13 protein-coding genes and 1 tRNA gene are annotated in these 13,633 nt (G+C 42.0%); 13 read left to right on the top strand and 1 reads right to left on the bottom strand.

The features are described 5' to 3' along the window. The first annotated feature begins 154 nt into the window (after positions 1 to 154). The 5 genes from BLT41_RS09460 to BLT41_RS09440 all read left to right on the top strand — a co-directional run bounded on the left by BLT41_RS09460 (position 155) and on the right by BLT41_RS09440 (position 4,327). The gene (locus BLT41_RS09460) at positions 155 to 628 is read left to right on the top strand and encodes a MarR family winged helix-turn-helix transcriptional regulator (protein ID WP_092160542.1); all 474 of its coding nucleotides are present in this window, start codon (positions 155 to 157) and stop codon (positions 626 to 628) included. Positions 629 to 653: 25 nt separating this feature from the next. After that, entirely contained in the window at positions 654 to 1,313 is a 660-nt protein-coding gene (locus BLT41_RS09455) for a YczE/YyaS/YitT family protein (RefSeq protein ID WP_211477659.1), read from the top strand. Between the two features lie 332 nt (positions 1,314 to 1,645). Next, positions 1,646 to 2,680, top strand: a complete 1,035-nt coding sequence (locus BLT41_RS09450) for a tetratricopeptide repeat protein (RefSeq protein WP_170830355.1) — start codon at positions 1,646 to 1,648, stop codon at positions 2,678 to 2,680. Between the two features lie 53 nt (positions 2,681 to 2,733). Then, complete coding sequence (locus BLT41_RS09445; RefSeq protein ID WP_092160537.1) at positions 2,734 to 2,997, top strand: hypothetical protein; 264 nt, start codon at positions 2,734 to 2,736, stop codon at positions 2,995 to 2,997. A gap of 472 nt (positions 2,998 to 3,469) precedes the next feature. Beyond that, on the top strand, positions 3,470 to 4,327 hold the full coding sequence (locus BLT41_RS09440) for a hypothetical protein (protein ID WP_092160534.1): 858 nt from the start codon (positions 3,470 to 3,472) through the stop codon (positions 4,325 to 4,327). Positions 4,328 to 5,252: 925 nt separating this feature from the next. On the opposite strand, the gene BLT41_RS09430 is transcribed toward BLT41_RS09440, so the two are convergent. Next, positions 5,253 to 5,329: transfer RNA gene (locus BLT41_RS09430), tRNA-Arg, on the bottom strand. Between the two features lie 262 nt (positions 5,330 to 5,591). Here BLT41_RS09430 and BLT41_RS09425 point away from each other — a divergent pair. The 8 genes from BLT41_RS09425 to pheS all read left to right on the top strand — a co-directional run bounded on the left by BLT41_RS09425 (position 5,592) and on the right by pheS (position 13,528). Next, the gene (locus BLT41_RS09425) at positions 5,592 to 6,200 is read left to right on the top strand and encodes a TetR/AcrR family transcriptional regulator (RefSeq protein WP_092160530.1); all 609 of its coding nucleotides are present in this window, start codon (positions 5,592 to 5,594) and stop codon (positions 6,198 to 6,200) included. A 21-nt stretch (positions 6,201 to 6,221) separates the two neighbouring features. Beyond that, the gene (gene shc, locus BLT41_RS09420) at positions 6,222 to 8,357 is read left to right on the top strand and encodes a squalene--hopene cyclase (protein ID WP_092160528.1); all 2,136 of its coding nucleotides are present in this window, start codon (positions 6,222 to 6,224) and stop codon (positions 8,355 to 8,357) included. An 8-nt stretch (positions 8,358 to 8,365) separates the two neighbouring features. Then, positions 8,366 to 9,091 carry an acyl-[acyl-carrier-protein] thioesterase gene (locus tag BLT41_RS09415; RefSeq protein ID WP_092160526.1) on the top strand — a complete coding sequence of 242 codons (726 nt, stop codon included), beginning with the start codon at positions 8,366 to 8,368 and terminating at the stop codon, positions 9,089 to 9,091. A gap of 246 nt (positions 9,092 to 9,337) precedes the next feature. Then, positions 9,338 to 11,266, top strand: a complete 1,929-nt coding sequence (gene thrS / locus BLT41_RS09410; protein WP_092160525.1) for a threonine--tRNA ligase — start codon at positions 9,338 to 9,340, stop codon at positions 11,264 to 11,266. Next, entirely contained in the window at positions 11,253 to 11,801 is a 549-nt protein-coding gene (gene infC, locus BLT41_RS09405; RefSeq protein WP_092160524.1) for a translation initiation factor IF-3, read from the top strand. The genes thrS and infC overlap by 14 nt, the downstream gene beginning before the upstream one ends. 51 nt (positions 11,802 to 11,852) lie before the next feature. Further along, positions 11,853 to 12,050 carry a 50S ribosomal protein L35 gene (rpmI, locus tag BLT41_RS09400; RefSeq protein ID WP_092160522.1) on the top strand — a complete coding sequence of 66 codons (198 nt, stop codon included), beginning with the start codon at positions 11,853 to 11,855 and terminating at the stop codon, positions 12,048 to 12,050. 72 nt (positions 12,051 to 12,122) lie between these two features. After that, complete coding sequence (gene rplT / locus BLT41_RS09395) at positions 12,123 to 12,476, top strand: 50S ribosomal protein L20 (RefSeq protein ID WP_092160521.1); 354 nt, start codon at positions 12,123 to 12,125, stop codon at positions 12,474 to 12,476. Positions 12,477 to 12,478: 2 nt separating this feature from the next. Beyond that, positions 12,479 to 13,528 carry a phenylalanine--tRNA ligase subunit alpha gene (pheS, locus tag BLT41_RS09390; RefSeq protein ID WP_092160520.1) on the top strand — a complete coding sequence of 350 codons (1,050 nt, stop codon included), beginning with the start codon at positions 12,479 to 12,481 and terminating at the stop codon, positions 13,526 to 13,528. The last annotated feature ends 105 nt before the right edge of the window (positions 13,529 to 13,633 follow it).

The raw sequence follows: 13,633 nt of genomic DNA, 5'->3' as shown, positions 1-13,633 counted from the left end.
TATTACCACATCATTCCAGTTTCATCTCTATCGATAAAAGACAAAACGTTATCTCCCCTCTTCTTCCCCCAAAAACAATCAAGCTCCTTGACAACTAAGGCAGCAAAATTTATTGACCAGTCAACAATTGACCTGTCAACTAATCGGGGTACCCATGGCTTTAGAACAAATAAAAAAGTTTGACCAAAATTCACCAGGACGAAGATTATCCATAATACATCGCCTTAGTATGACCTATCTATCAGGGCCGTTGTCTCAAATAGATATAGGACGAGGTAAAATCCCTTTCTTAATGAAAATACTATGCAACGAAGGGATTGTTCAGGAAGATTTAACAAATTATCTACAAATTGATAGGGCTGCAACAGCCAGAGCACTGCAAAATCTTGAAAAAGAAGGACTGGTCTACCGCAAAGAAGACCGAGAAGATCGTCGGCGAAAGCTAGTTTATCCTACAAACAAAGCCAAATCTTTACAGGCTAACATTATAGGTATCCTCAAAAACCATAACGAAGTTCTTTTTAAAGACTTTGATGAAAAAGAGCGGCTATTGTTTATGGGGATGCTTAATAAAATGGTAGACAATTTATATTCTCATATATCTGCCAACGAACACAAAGACACTTAATCTTTTGTTTTTTTGAGATAAATACATGTCAAAAATTAATATCGTCAAAAGATTTTTCATAGCAATCTTAGGGATTTTTATAATGGCGCTAGGCGTGGCTTTATCAGTCAAAGCCAACTTAGGAGTTTCTCCTATATCATGCATTCCATATGTATATAGTCTACAATCCAACTATACTCTGGGCGAACTGACCATTCTCATGAATACTCTTTTCGTTATCGCGCAGTTTTTAATTTTACAAAAAAAATTCACTCTTCTGCATTTTTCACAACTGATAGCAGTAACCATCTTCGGGTTTTGTATTGATTTTGCCTTATATCTTATATCAGGACTCAATGCTTCAACCTACGTGTGGCAGATTCTATGTAGCTTGCTTAGTTGCGTTGTCATTGCGTTTGGGATTTTTCTATTGGTAAAAACAAACCTTACATACCTTCCCGGTGAAGGATTAGCACTTGTAGTTACTGATACTTTCAAAAAAGAATTCGGCAAAATCAAAATAGGTCTTGATAGCTCAATGGTCATCATCGGGATAATAAGTTCCTTTATTTTAATGAACAGGCTGGAAGGAATACGTGAAGGAACAGTCATTGCCGCCCTGTTAGTAGGCTATCTGGTTAAATTCTATAACAGCAAAATTCATATACTTAATTCATGGTTAGGCTCAACAAATAAGACGAAATAAAGACGGAAAGACAAAAAAAAGTTTACACTCAAATGAGTATAAACCTTTTTATTCATATGGTGACCCCGGTAGGAATCCAAAGTTTAAGTTCAACCGCAAAACAAGGGTAGGAAAGGTCGGCTGGTATTATACGCCTCTAAGAAAAACTGACGACTTTTCAATAAATAATAGGCCAGCCCTTCCACAGAGGGGCTGGCCTTTCTTTGTGTCTGACTTATCAAAAAATTATGTAAGTTTTGCGCTACCTTTTCTGTAGGGATTGCGACCTCCACAAATCGATGATAACTCTTGTCATAACATCACATTATGCATTTCAAAATGTAGGAGTCCTTATGCCCACATCATCCTTTGCCCTATCCCCTGAAGAGATCAAAGAACTGGCCGAAAAAACATACTCCAACGCCCAAACCATCCCGGAAAAGTTCGTTTTCCTACAAAAAGATGAAATTATTCACGGATTCACAGATGCCTTAAAGGGAATCCAAAGTCTGAAAAAAAATCCGGAAATCGTTTCCCAGTTGACCAAAGCAGAAGAACTGCTCGGAACCGGAAAACCGGACAGCATGATCGACCTGCTCACCGGTATTGCAAAAGAGAAAGAAACCACACACAAGGGACAAAACCCCGAGACTTCACAAATTTACCGCTGGCTTGGCTCCATTGTTTTCATCAAAGACCTCGATCTGGCCCGTGAAACGTATGAAAAATGCGTACAGTTCGGCCCCGACGACATATACGGCTGGCTGCAGCTTGGCCATATGCAAATGGAAACTGAACACGTCAGCGCGTCCCAAAAATCGTATCGAAAAATGCTAAAAATTCAGGACGCCAAGGCCCTTGAATCCTCGGCTCGACAAATTTGTGGGAAAAATTCAGACGAAGCCATCGAAAATTTTCTTAAGGCTGCTGACATTTATGAAGAACATAACTGCAAACATTGTCTGGCGGAAATTCTCAATCTCGCCGGGACAGAACAACTGAAACAGGAAAAGCTCGAAGAAGCTGAACAGAATATTATTAAATCCATGGAACTGTGCACGGAGCTGAACCTGATGGGATTTGCGGCGCTGAACGCAAACAATCTCGGAGCCCTCTACCAGAGAAAGCAGGATCATGAAAATTCAATCAACTATGGAGAAAAAGCAGTTGAATTTGCAAAGAATTCTGGAAATCCCATTTTAATGGCGGCCTTTACGTTTAATCTGGCTATGAATCTCGATAAAATGGGCTACCTTAAAAAAGCAATTACCATCTCCGAAAAGGCTGTGGAAATTTTCAGAAAAACAAATGACACCGGGAACCTTGAATCCGCGGAAAGGTTGTATAATATGCTGTTAGCCAAGCAGAAGGATCAACAAGAGCAATAAAAAAGGGATGATCACCGCTTAAATTTGATAATACCTATCAGGAAAGAAAATTTATGAATAATGATGAAAAAGAAACATTGAAAACCCTAATGGCTATAGCTCAAGAAAATGGACGAATGGCAACGGTATATTCATCTGATAACGAGACTTACACTTTGATAAAAGACAACATTAAATCAATATCTATGAAAAATTTCACAGTAAATAATTGCACTGTAATGCTCATAAACTTTTACCGTATAGAGCCAGAAAAAATTAACATCATATTTGACGAAGAATTTATTTCCGAAGGGTCTAAAATCAATTTTAAGGCATAACACTTACCCTTTTGTAAGAGTACACCTACAGATCCTGCAACCGACCTTCGAGGCTCTACACTTCACCTTCGAAGTCGCTGGGTGGTGTGCTATATTTCGCGTGTAGATTTAGTGAAATACACACAGGTACGTTAAATTATGATTCATTAGCTTACGCTGTAACATCAATGATATTCCCGTCTTCGACAGCTTGTTTCCGTGTATATGCGTAGATAAGATTAAATATTGGATCGCTATTATTAGCCATCCGAATCTTTTTTTAATTTAGTATTTTGTTAGGGGTGATTCTTCGGTTAGCCGAAATTGGTGATGACGTGTTAGTGACTATGCGAGTTAACTTCAAAATAGATCACACACCATGAAAAACAAACCTAAATATTGACGCACAAACATATAACAACTAAAGAATAAACTTGGAAATAACAGCGCGACTATTAGCCATCAAACTGCCATTAAAAATTGGAGTCCTCGCATGAAGGGAATTGACTATCACTTTACAGGTCCCGTATTTGAGAATCATACAGTTAGCCTAGACATACTGACAACGACTCTCGATAGTCTAAATAGGGCACTAAGCAGAGCATATCTTGACGTTCATAGACATGGTGGAGTTATTAAAAATGCCCAAATGAATAAGTTTGAAAGAGAAAATTTTATATTCACTGCAGAATTACCTCTTGGGCAAAGTTGGTTTCAATCTATTAGAGCGGGAACTTTAAATGCAGAAAAAACTGTAGAGCGATTTATGAGTTCGATTTTGCCTCCATATGAAAAGGCAAAAGAAAGAGGCTTAGAAAGAAGCATTAGTCTTGCACGACAAGCACACACTGTTAAGGAAAATATATACAATGAATCTCTAACAGCGCAACCATTTGAAAATTTCTTACAAGACGGCGATACTTCAAACAATTTTGGACAAAAATCAATAGCCAAGTATCAATCGAAAATGGTTTCACCTATGATAAACTTACCACTTGACAACAAACTTGAATTAACAATGCATGGAAATAAAACTCATACACTAGAATTCGATGGAAGAATAAGTAAAAATTTTCATACATTAATATCGAGTAGAGACATAGGTAATCCCGTTATATTCCAAGGCAACATTCAATTCATCCATGCAAATAGACATAGCGGAGATTTTTACAACACCATAACTCATAGAACATCAAGTCTAAGAGTTACATCAAATGAAGATTTTATGGAAATTCATCCCTATACAAAAGGACAAACAATACAATTCATTGGTGCTCCAGTTATAGAATACGGGACTATTGACAGGATAGCAGGAGATATTTATTTTATTAAATTCTTGAGAGAACTATAAAATTGATTAATAAAAAAATTTACGACCTATTTAAGGATGAAAGTAGGTGTTCCACATATGCTGTACTAGCCCTAATGATAATTTTTATATCTAGCTATACAGTTGCCAACAAATACAATACAGAGATCCTCTTAGATAATAAATCAAATTCATCAGAAACGTACATATCGACACCTATAAATATCAGCTTAGGCTTCACAGAAAAAATACTATATATAAAGATTAGAGACCTAATTTCATATGAAAATGGAGCTGTCGGAAATTTACAAACATACCATATATTGATGGCCATACTACAATCATTATTTGCATATTATCTACATAGAATTATCAAAAATGGCATATACAAAATAATACTCAGCAGAATTGATCTTGATGACTACAAAAAAAAGCTTTCTAGTATATCCTTAACGACACAAAATTTAGATAACAAGACCAAACTCATTCTTTCTGAGGAATATGTTCAATCGTTAGAAAAAATCACTTCTAAAATTAGATTTTACTCATTTACTTCATGCATTTCATTTGGTCTACTCATGGCAATACTAATATTTGGGTCATTAACTGACAAAATTGACATTCTCTCTTCAATTATATTTATTACGTTAATATCAGCATGTACAATATCGATCCAAAATATTTTTATTTCTAGCTTCATGCCAATTTATATACAAATTAACACATTAAGAGGCAAAAACATAGATGATATATTTAAAACATTAAACGAGTAAAGTTTATCTAACCTCAACAACTGAAGCTTTTAAAGATATTATAATCCAATTAACCTCTTCAAGAATTAATAGATAAGCAATGCTCTTATAATTAAAATTCCAAGATTTTCCTAGCTTAACATCCCCGATTGACAACCCCACACAACACAAAAAAAGGTTTACACTCAAAAGAGTATAAACCTTTTTTATTCATATGGTGACCCCGGTAGGAATCGAACCTACGGCACCAAGATTAGGAATCTTGCGCTCTATCCGACTGAGCTACGGGGCCACTTTATATGAAAACAGGCCGGATAAGGTTATTACCCGCCTGAGCTGAGAAGATATATACAAGTCGGTTTTCTATTGCAAGATTTTTCTTATATTATTTTCAACAAGCCTCAAACTGCGCCACATCTTTTAAATAGTTCAAAATACCGACATAATTCTCATATAAAAAAGTGATTATCCATTGTTACATTTTGTTGACAGCGGTATTTTTTCATGCAAATGAAGCAGCAGCTTAACAGTGTTAAGTAATGGAGATTTACTAGATGACAATACATGCAACGACATTAGAAAGCCCTCAGCTTCCGCTTAAAATGCTGATACTTGATGCGGCGCGAAAACTCTTTGCTGAGCACGGCTACGCGCAGGTATCCATGCGCAAGCTGGCGACAACTATCGGCTATTCGCCTACTACTATATATCATCACTTCAAAGACAAAAAGGAATTATTCCTGTGTCTGACTGAAGAAACATATCGGGAATTTTTGCAGGCAATAAACGAGATTCTTTCCGTTTCGAAATCTCCGAAAGCTGCACTGAAAAATATTTTGCACACTTTCGTAACAATGGGACTTCAAAATCCTAACGCTTACAGAGTCGGATTTATGATGGAAACTGATCTATGGAATGCCAAAAACTCACACTTTGAGCATAATCCTCTGGGCAAAACCATGTACGACCGCATCAACTCGTGCGTGAAAAAATGTATGCCGCCAGGTTCGTCAGAAGAAGATATTCTTGTGACATCAAACTCAGTTATAGCAGCAGCACACGGACTTACCGCCCTGCTGGTAACATACCCGAACTTCGAATGGGGTCCGGTTGAAAAATTAAAAAGACAAGTCATCGACTCTGCAGTAGACGCAATCGTCTAATAGAATAAAAGGATTTATCAAATGAACAAAAATAGAAAGACACCAAAAAATAATGTGAGCAAAAAAAGCAACAGAAGCCGTAATCAGGTTGTAGCGCTATTGCAACCCAAAGAAGCTCTTAAACGAGTTGTCAGCCGCTTCCGCTCGCTGCAAAGTCCTGACGGATATTGGGTCTTCGCTCTTGAAGCAGATGTAACTATTCCATCAGAATATATAATGTTCCAGAGATTTTTGAACCGCAAAATGGACCCGAAAGTTGCTGAACGACTCGGTAACTACATCCGTTCCAAACAGATGCCTGACGGCGGCTGGCCCCTTCATGATCACGACGGCCCTGTTAACATCAGTGCCTCCGTAAAAGCCTATATGGCTCTTAAGGTACTTGGCGATGACAAAGAAGCTGAGCACATGGTGCGTGCCCGTCAGATAATCCTTGCTAAAGGCGGCGCGGAAACCGCAAATGTTTTCACACGCATCTGCCTTGCAACCTTCGGACAGCTTCCATGGCACTGCCCTCCGGCTATGCCCATTGAAATTGTGCTGTTGCCAAAATGGTTCTTCTTCCATTTGACCAAAGTTTCCTACTGGTCAAGATCGGTTATTTATCCATTGCTTATTATTTACGCAAAAAAACCTGTATGCAATCTGCGCCCGGAAGAATCAGTCCCTGAACTTTTCTGCAAGCCACAGGAAGAATTAATTTATATCGACAGATATAGAGATAAGGCACTGCGGAAGAATCTCTTTATCCTGCTTGATAGAGTGATGAAAAGGACAATACATTTAATACCGGAATCCATTCACAACAAAGCCCTTAAATACGCTGAGAACTGGACCCGTGATCACATGGCCGGACGCGGTGGTATAGGTGCAATTTTCCCAGCAATGGCAAATGCCGTAACAGCTATGAGCCTGCTCGGTTATGATGAGTCAGACCCGGATTACGCACGCGGCCTGCAAGCCGTTGATGACCTCATGGTAGACAGATTTAATGTAAGTGAAGAATCCCCTTGGGAATTCACAGTCGTAACAGGAGGCCGTGAACTTTCCGCAGCGCCCGAACTTGACATTTCTCCGAACAAAGGGACTGCCGAGAATCTGGAGCAGTGCATGTGCCAGCCTTGCAACTCACCTATATGGGACACTTGCTTGACTCTTTCCGCCATAGTCGAGGCCGGAGAAGACATAGACAGCAAACTGGTTCAGAGCACAATTAAATGGTTGTTCGACCAGCAGATATTCTTCAAAGGTGACTGGATTTCTAAAGCTCCAAGCCTTGAAGGCGGCGGATGGGCTTTCCAGTTCGAAAATACTTTCTACCCGGATCTGGACGACACAGCTATGGTCCTGATGGCGATGGCTCGTGCCGGAGTTCTGGAAATGGAAGAACATCGCGAAAATTTCATTAAATCTGTAAACTGGCTCATCGGAATGCAGTGCACAGGCGGCGGTTACGCGGCGTTTGATATTGATAACGACGCTCTTTACCTGAATGACATTCCATTTGCCGATCACGGAGCACTGCTTGATCCGCCTACATCCGACCTGACAGCTCGCGTACTCGAACTGCTCGGAGTTATCGGATACGATAAAAGCTTCCGTCCGATTAAAGAAGGAATTGAGTTTCTAAAAAAAGAACAGGAAGACGACGGTTCATGGTTCGGACGCTGGGGAGTTAACTACATATACGGAACTTGGTCTGTCCTTTGCGGACTGCGTCAGGTCGGTGAAGATATGAACTCTTCATATGTCTGCAAGGCTGTTGAATGGTTTGAAAATCACCAGAATAAAGATGGTGGATGGGGTGAAACCTGCCTAAGCTACAATGATCCCCGCTATGCAGGGATGGGCGAATCAACACCATCGCAGACATCATGGGCCCTGCTTGGGCTGATGGCTGCACATAAAGTAAATAGCAAAGCCGTAAGTAAAGGTATCCGCTACCTGCTCGACACCCAGAAAGACGACGGTAGCTGGGATGAAAAATATTTCACAGGTACCGGCTTTCCTAAAGTATTTTACCTGCGTTACCACGGATACAGCCAGTACTTCCCCATGTGGGCATTAGGTGTATACGAACGATTCTCGGCCGGAGAAGATACTCAGCAAATACTGATGCGTCTCTCATCCCCCTTGGATCTCGGCAAAAAGTGGTAGAAACGGCGATGAATGATACCATGATTATAAGCTCTGTCGTCCCGGCATATGAAACAGGGCCGGACGACAGAATGCATTACCATTGGCTGATGTGCCGATTACAGGAAGCAGCGACCATGCACGCCGACCGTGAAGGGTTCGGAGTAGCGCAGTTAGGTGATAAAAACTGCTTCTGGGTGCTGACATCCATGCGTATTGAGATAAAAAAACTCCCGCGTCGGGAAAAAAACTTTTCTCTCACAACATGGTCAAAGGGCGCGAAAAGGCTCAGAGCATTTCGTGAGTTTTCAGGATGCGATGAAAGCGGAAATGAAATTGTCCGCGCAAGCTCGGAATGGATGATATTAGATTCCGAAACAGGAAAACCCTTGAATATAGATTTATTAGGCTTAGACCTTCTCCCGAAAACTAAATCCATATTTAAAGATGAACTAAAAAGAATCCGCCCCGGCAAACCTGAAAATGAACTTAATAACTTCCGCATCCCCTACAGTTCACTTGACGCAAGCGGTCACGTTAACAACACCGAATATCTAAGGTGGGGTATGGATGCCCTTCGGACCTACGGCGCTGCCCCGAAAAACATTAACTCGATTCGTATAGCTTTTCTTTCCGAAGTTTTTGAAGGTAACACTCTTAAAATCCTGAACTGTGAAAAAAATCAGCAAGGATTTGAATTAGTGGGCTTTAACGAAACCGAAAATAAAACGGCCTTTGCTCTTCAAGTGCAATGAAAAGCAGTAGATGCGCCGCATACAGCTTGACTTATCAAATCTTATTAGATAAAAATACCGCCTTCCATGTCATATAAAAAATGAAATATTTCAGTTCAACGCTGATCTTTTTCTTTTTTTTCTTATGACAAGCTAGATCAAAACAATATGTTGCAAGATGCAGTATATTTAATGAATTTAAAGTTAAGATTTTATCCCCGCCAAACGGGATCAATATAAAACGTCTTCCGCAGAGAGAGAGTTGTTATGCTAGTTGCAGGAAATGAAATTGAAGTAGAGCAAGGCGCCACAATCGGCGAAGTGCTCAAAGAAGCCCTGTCTAAAAAACAGTTCAAGAGTGCTGTTGCGGCAAAATGCTGCGACTCATTTATTGACCTTTCATCCCCCGTTCCTGCGGACTGCACAACGCTTGAACCCGTCATGGATACGTCTGATGAAGGAATTGAAATAATCCGTCACTCCACAGCTCACCTTATGGCTGAAGCTGTTAAAAAACTTTTCCCCACAGCAAAAGTGACCATCGGCCCTTCAATTGCCAAAGGTTTTTACTACGACTTCGAATACGAACGCCCTTTTACACCTGAAGACCTTGAGACTATTGAAGCCGAAATGCTTCGCCGTGTAGGTGCTAACGAAGAATTTTCAAGAGAAGAGCTTTCCAGCGCAGATGCCAGAGAAAAATTCGACAAAATGGGTGAAGCCTACAAGGTAGAACTTATTGACGACCTCGGCGCTGAAACTGTTTCTATCTATACAAACGGCGATTTCTGCGATCTTTGTCGTGGACCTCACGTTGCCCGCACAGGTATGCTCAAAGCTTTCAAGCTCCTATCTGTTGCAGGAGCCTACTGGCGCGGCGATGAAAATCGCGCCCAGCTTCAGCGTATATACGGAACCGCTTTTGCGGATGCTAAAACGCTGAAAAAACACCTTCACCACCTCGAAGAAGCCAAAAAACGCGATCACCGCAAACTCGGAACTCAGCTGGATCTTTTTTCAGTGAACAACGAAGTCGGCGCAGGAATGATCATCTGGCATCCGAAAGGAGCTCTCATCAGAGCTGTCCTTGAAGACTTCGAACGCAAAGAACATCTGAAACGCGGTTATAGTTTTGTTCAGGGTCCGCTTATTCTCAAAAGAGAACTATGGGAACGCTCCGGACATTACGACAACTATCGTGAAAATATGTATTTTACTGAGATTGACGATCAGGCATACGGCATCAAACCTATGAACTGTCTTTCTCACATGCTGGTTTTTAAATCCAGAATTCGCAGCTATCGCGACCTTCCACAGCGCTATTTTGAGCTGGGAGTCGTACATCGCCACGAAAAATCAGGTGTTCTGCACGGATTGTTGAGAGTGCGCTCCTTTACTCAGGATGATGCACACATTCTCTGCCGTCAGGATCAACTCAGAGATGAAATTATCGGCGTAGCAAAATTCGTCGGTGATATAATGAAACTTTTCGGATTTGACTATGAAGCTGAAATCAGCACCAAGCCTGAAAAGGCTATCGGTTCCGAAGAAGATTGGGATAAAGCTACTTTTGCACTGAAAGATGCACTCGATACAATGGGCATGGAGTATTCAATTAATGAAGGTGATGGTGCTTTTTACGGCCCCAAAATCGACATAATTATCAAAGATGCGCTTGACCGTCGTTGGCAGTGTGCTACTATTCAGTGTGATTTTACCTTGCCAGACAGGTTCGACTTAGTATATGTGGGCGAAGACGGTGCGAAACACAGACCAGTAATGCTACATCGCGTCATCCTCGGCTCCATTGAAAGATTCATCGGAGTCCTGCTCGAACACACAGGTGGAGCAATGCCCGCTTGGTTATCTCCTGTTCAGGCAAAAATACTTACTGTTACTGACACTCAGAACGAATTCGCCGAAAAAGTCTTGCGATTTCTGCAAGAAAAGGGCATTCGTGCTGAGGTTGATATACGCAATGAGAAATTGGGCTACAAAGTACGGGAAGCTCAATTAGAAAAGATCCCGTACATGTTGATAATCGGCGACAACGAGGTCGCAGCGGAATCGGTCAATGTAAGGGCCCGCGACGGGGAAGACCCGGGACTCAAGCCTCTTGATGAAGCGGCAGAGCTTATTTCGACCGCCATCAACGAACCATTCAAACGCGGAGGCATGAGCTATAGCTTTTCATAAAGACGGCAGGCGCCCCTATCGCAGGGAAGACGGAGCCCGACGAAACGAACGTATTCGAGTTCCTCAGGTTAGAGTTATTGATGATCAAGGCGAGCAGTTGGGAGTAATTTCAACAGCTGATGCGCTTGAACTAGCTATGAGCCGAGGACTTGATTTGGTAGAAGTTGCAGAAAAGGAAGATCCACCTGTATGCAAGATTATGGACTATGGTAAGTTCAAGTATCAGCAGCAGAAGCGCAAGCAGGAAGCCAAAAAGAAGCAAACTGTCATCCAGATCAAGGAAGTAAAGTTTCGACCAAAAACCGATGAGCACGATTACCAGACAAAGCTCAAGCATATTCGCCGTTTCCTTGATGACGGTGATAGATGCAAGGTCACCATATTTTTCCGAGGACGGGAAATCGTCCACAAGGACAGAGGGTTGATTGTCTTGGAACGCGTCAGAGAAGATACTAAGGATATCGCCAAAATGGACCAGGCGCCTAGATCTGAAGGCCGCACCATGAACATGATGTTGGCTCCTATAAAAAAATAAGGTTTTGTCCGACGCTCTAAGTTGTCGGTTATATCCCAAGGAGGATAGAAAATGCCAAAAATGAAAACTAGAAGAGGCGCTGCAAAGCGTTTCACTAAAACTGGTACTGGAAAATTCAAGCGCCGCAGACAGGGTCTTCGTCATATCCTGACAAAGAAAAATGCAAAGCGTAAGAGCAGATTAGGTCAGAGCACACTCGTTGACAGCGCCAATATTGGTCAAGTCAAACGCATGCTCCCCTACGCATAAAGCTCTTTTTTAAATTAATAGTATTCCTACCCGTGCTTAGATGCATACGGGTGGCCTTTCGGAGGATTCGGAATGAGAATTAAACGTGGTATGGCTGCTAAGAAGCGGCACAAAAAATATTTAAAGATGGCCAAAGGTTTTCGTGGTTCCGGTAGCACTCTGTACCGTACCGCTAGAGAACGTGTAGAACGTTCGCTTTGCATGGCTTACGTCGGACGTAAAGTTCGTAAACGTGAAATGCGGAAACTTTGGATTCAGCGTATTAATGCCGCCGCTCGCTTGAATGATATGTCTTACAGTCGTTTCATCAATGGCCTTTCCAAGGCCGGTATTGAACTCAACCGTAAGATTCTGGCTGACCTGGCCGTAAGCGACACTGTTGCTTTCGCCAAGATCGCTGAGCTAGCTAGAGCACAGGTAAGCTAAAGATGTCGGACGCAAAGTCCCTGCTACAGGAACTGGAAAGCCTGGTCCCGGAGTGTAAAGCTCGTCTGGACCAGGCTTCTTCTTTATCAGATCTGGAAGAACTCAGGATTGAAAACCTTGGCCGCAAGGGTCGCCTTGCCAAGATTATGTCCGGTCTTCCCTCCCTCTCCAGTGAAGATAAACCCGTCGCAGGTAAAAAAGCCAACGAAGTCAAAACAGCTCTCACAGAACTGATAGAGGGAAGGCAGTCCCAGCTTGAAAGAGCTGCCATAACAGAGAGCTTATCCCGTTTCGACCCGACTATGCCCGGTCGCACTCCTCACAAAGGATCACTCCATCCTGTCACTTTGGTGATGGATGAAATTTGTGATGTGTTCGTCGGACTTGGTTTTGAAGTCGTAACCGGACCGGAAGTCGAAAACGACTGGTACAATTTTGAAGCCCTGAACATTCCGCCTGAGCACCCCGCAAGGGACATGCAGGATACTCTGTATATTTCAGACTCTATTCTGCTGCGCACGCATACTTCACCTTTGCAGATTCGCACCATGAAGGATAGAAATCCTCCTTTGGCTGCTATCGCTCCGGGTAAAGTATACCGCCGGGATTCAGATCTTACCCATACCCCTATGTTCCACCAGATCGAAGGCTTTCTGGTAGATCAAAATGTCAGTATGGCGGATCTCAGAGGCACGCTTACCGCATTCGTTCATCAGCTTTTCGGACCGAAAACAGAAGTTCGTTTCCGTCCAAGTTTCTTTCCATTTACCGAACCTAGCGCGGAAGTTGATATTTCCTGCGTTATGTGCGGCGGAAAAGGACATATCGACGGTAAACCTTGCCGAGTCTGCAAACAGACAGGCTGGGTTGAAATTCTTGGTTGCGGAATGATGGACCCCAACGTCATGGAAGCGGTCGACTACGACACCGAAAAATATTCCGGTTTCGCATTCGGACTAGGTATCGAACGCGTTGCTATGCTGAAATACGGCATCGGCGATCTGCGTATGTTTTTTGAAAACGATATCCGGTTTCTAGAACAGTTTTCCTAACCCTTGCTAAGGGCTTGCAGGACAGGATTTTTTTATCCTGTCCTGCAATATTATTTTAAAGACTGTTCCCCTTTCACGAACATATTCATAAAAATTTTCTGGTCC

Source organism: Maridesulfovibrio ferrireducens (genome assembly GCF_900101105.1).
In the GTDB taxonomy this organism is placed as follows: domain Bacteria; phylum Desulfobacterota; class Desulfovibrionia; order Desulfovibrionales; family Desulfovibrionaceae; genus Maridesulfovibrio; species Maridesulfovibrio ferrireducens.
This window is presented reverse-complemented; position numbering and strand designations above follow the sequence as displayed.

Coding starts and splice junctions, on each gene's coding strand:
- BLT41_RS09460 (WP_092160542.1), top strand. CDS start 155: ATGGCTTTAGAACAAATAAAAAAGTTTGACCAAAATTCACCAGGACGA.
- BLT41_RS09455 (WP_211477659.1), top strand. CDS start 654: ATGTCAAAAATTAATATCGTCAAAAGATTTTTCATAGCAATCTTAGGG.
- BLT41_RS09450 (WP_170830355.1), top strand. CDS start 1,646: ATGCCCACATCATCCTTTGCCCTATCCCCTGAAGAGATCAAAGAACTG.
- BLT41_RS09445 (WP_092160537.1), top strand. CDS start 2,734: ATGAATAATGATGAAAAAGAAACATTGAAAACCCTAATGGCTATAGCT.
- BLT41_RS09440 (WP_092160534.1), top strand. CDS start 3,470: ATGAAGGGAATTGACTATCACTTTACAGGTCCCGTATTTGAGAATCAT.
- BLT41_RS09425 (WP_092160530.1), top strand. CDS start 5,592: ATGACAATACATGCAACGACATTAGAAAGCCCTCAGCTTCCGCTTAAA.
- shc (WP_092160528.1), top strand. CDS start 6,222: ATGAACAAAAATAGAAAGACACCAAAAAATAATGTGAGCAAAAAAAGC.
- BLT41_RS09415 (WP_092160526.1), top strand. CDS start 8,366: ATGAATGATACCATGATTATAAGCTCTGTCGTCCCGGCATATGAAACA.
- thrS (WP_092160525.1), top strand. CDS start 9,338: ATGCTAGTTGCAGGAAATGAAATTGAAGTAGAGCAAGGCGCCACAATC.
- rpmI (WP_092160522.1), top strand. CDS start 11,853: ATGCCAAAAATGAAAACTAGAAGAGGCGCTGCAAAGCGTTTCACTAAA.
- rplT (WP_092160521.1), top strand. CDS start 12,123: ATGAGAATTAAACGTGGTATGGCTGCTAAGAAGCGGCACAAAAAATAT.
- pheS (WP_092160520.1), top strand. CDS start 12,479: ATGTCGGACGCAAAGTCCCTGCTACAGGAACTGGAAAGCCTGGTCCCG.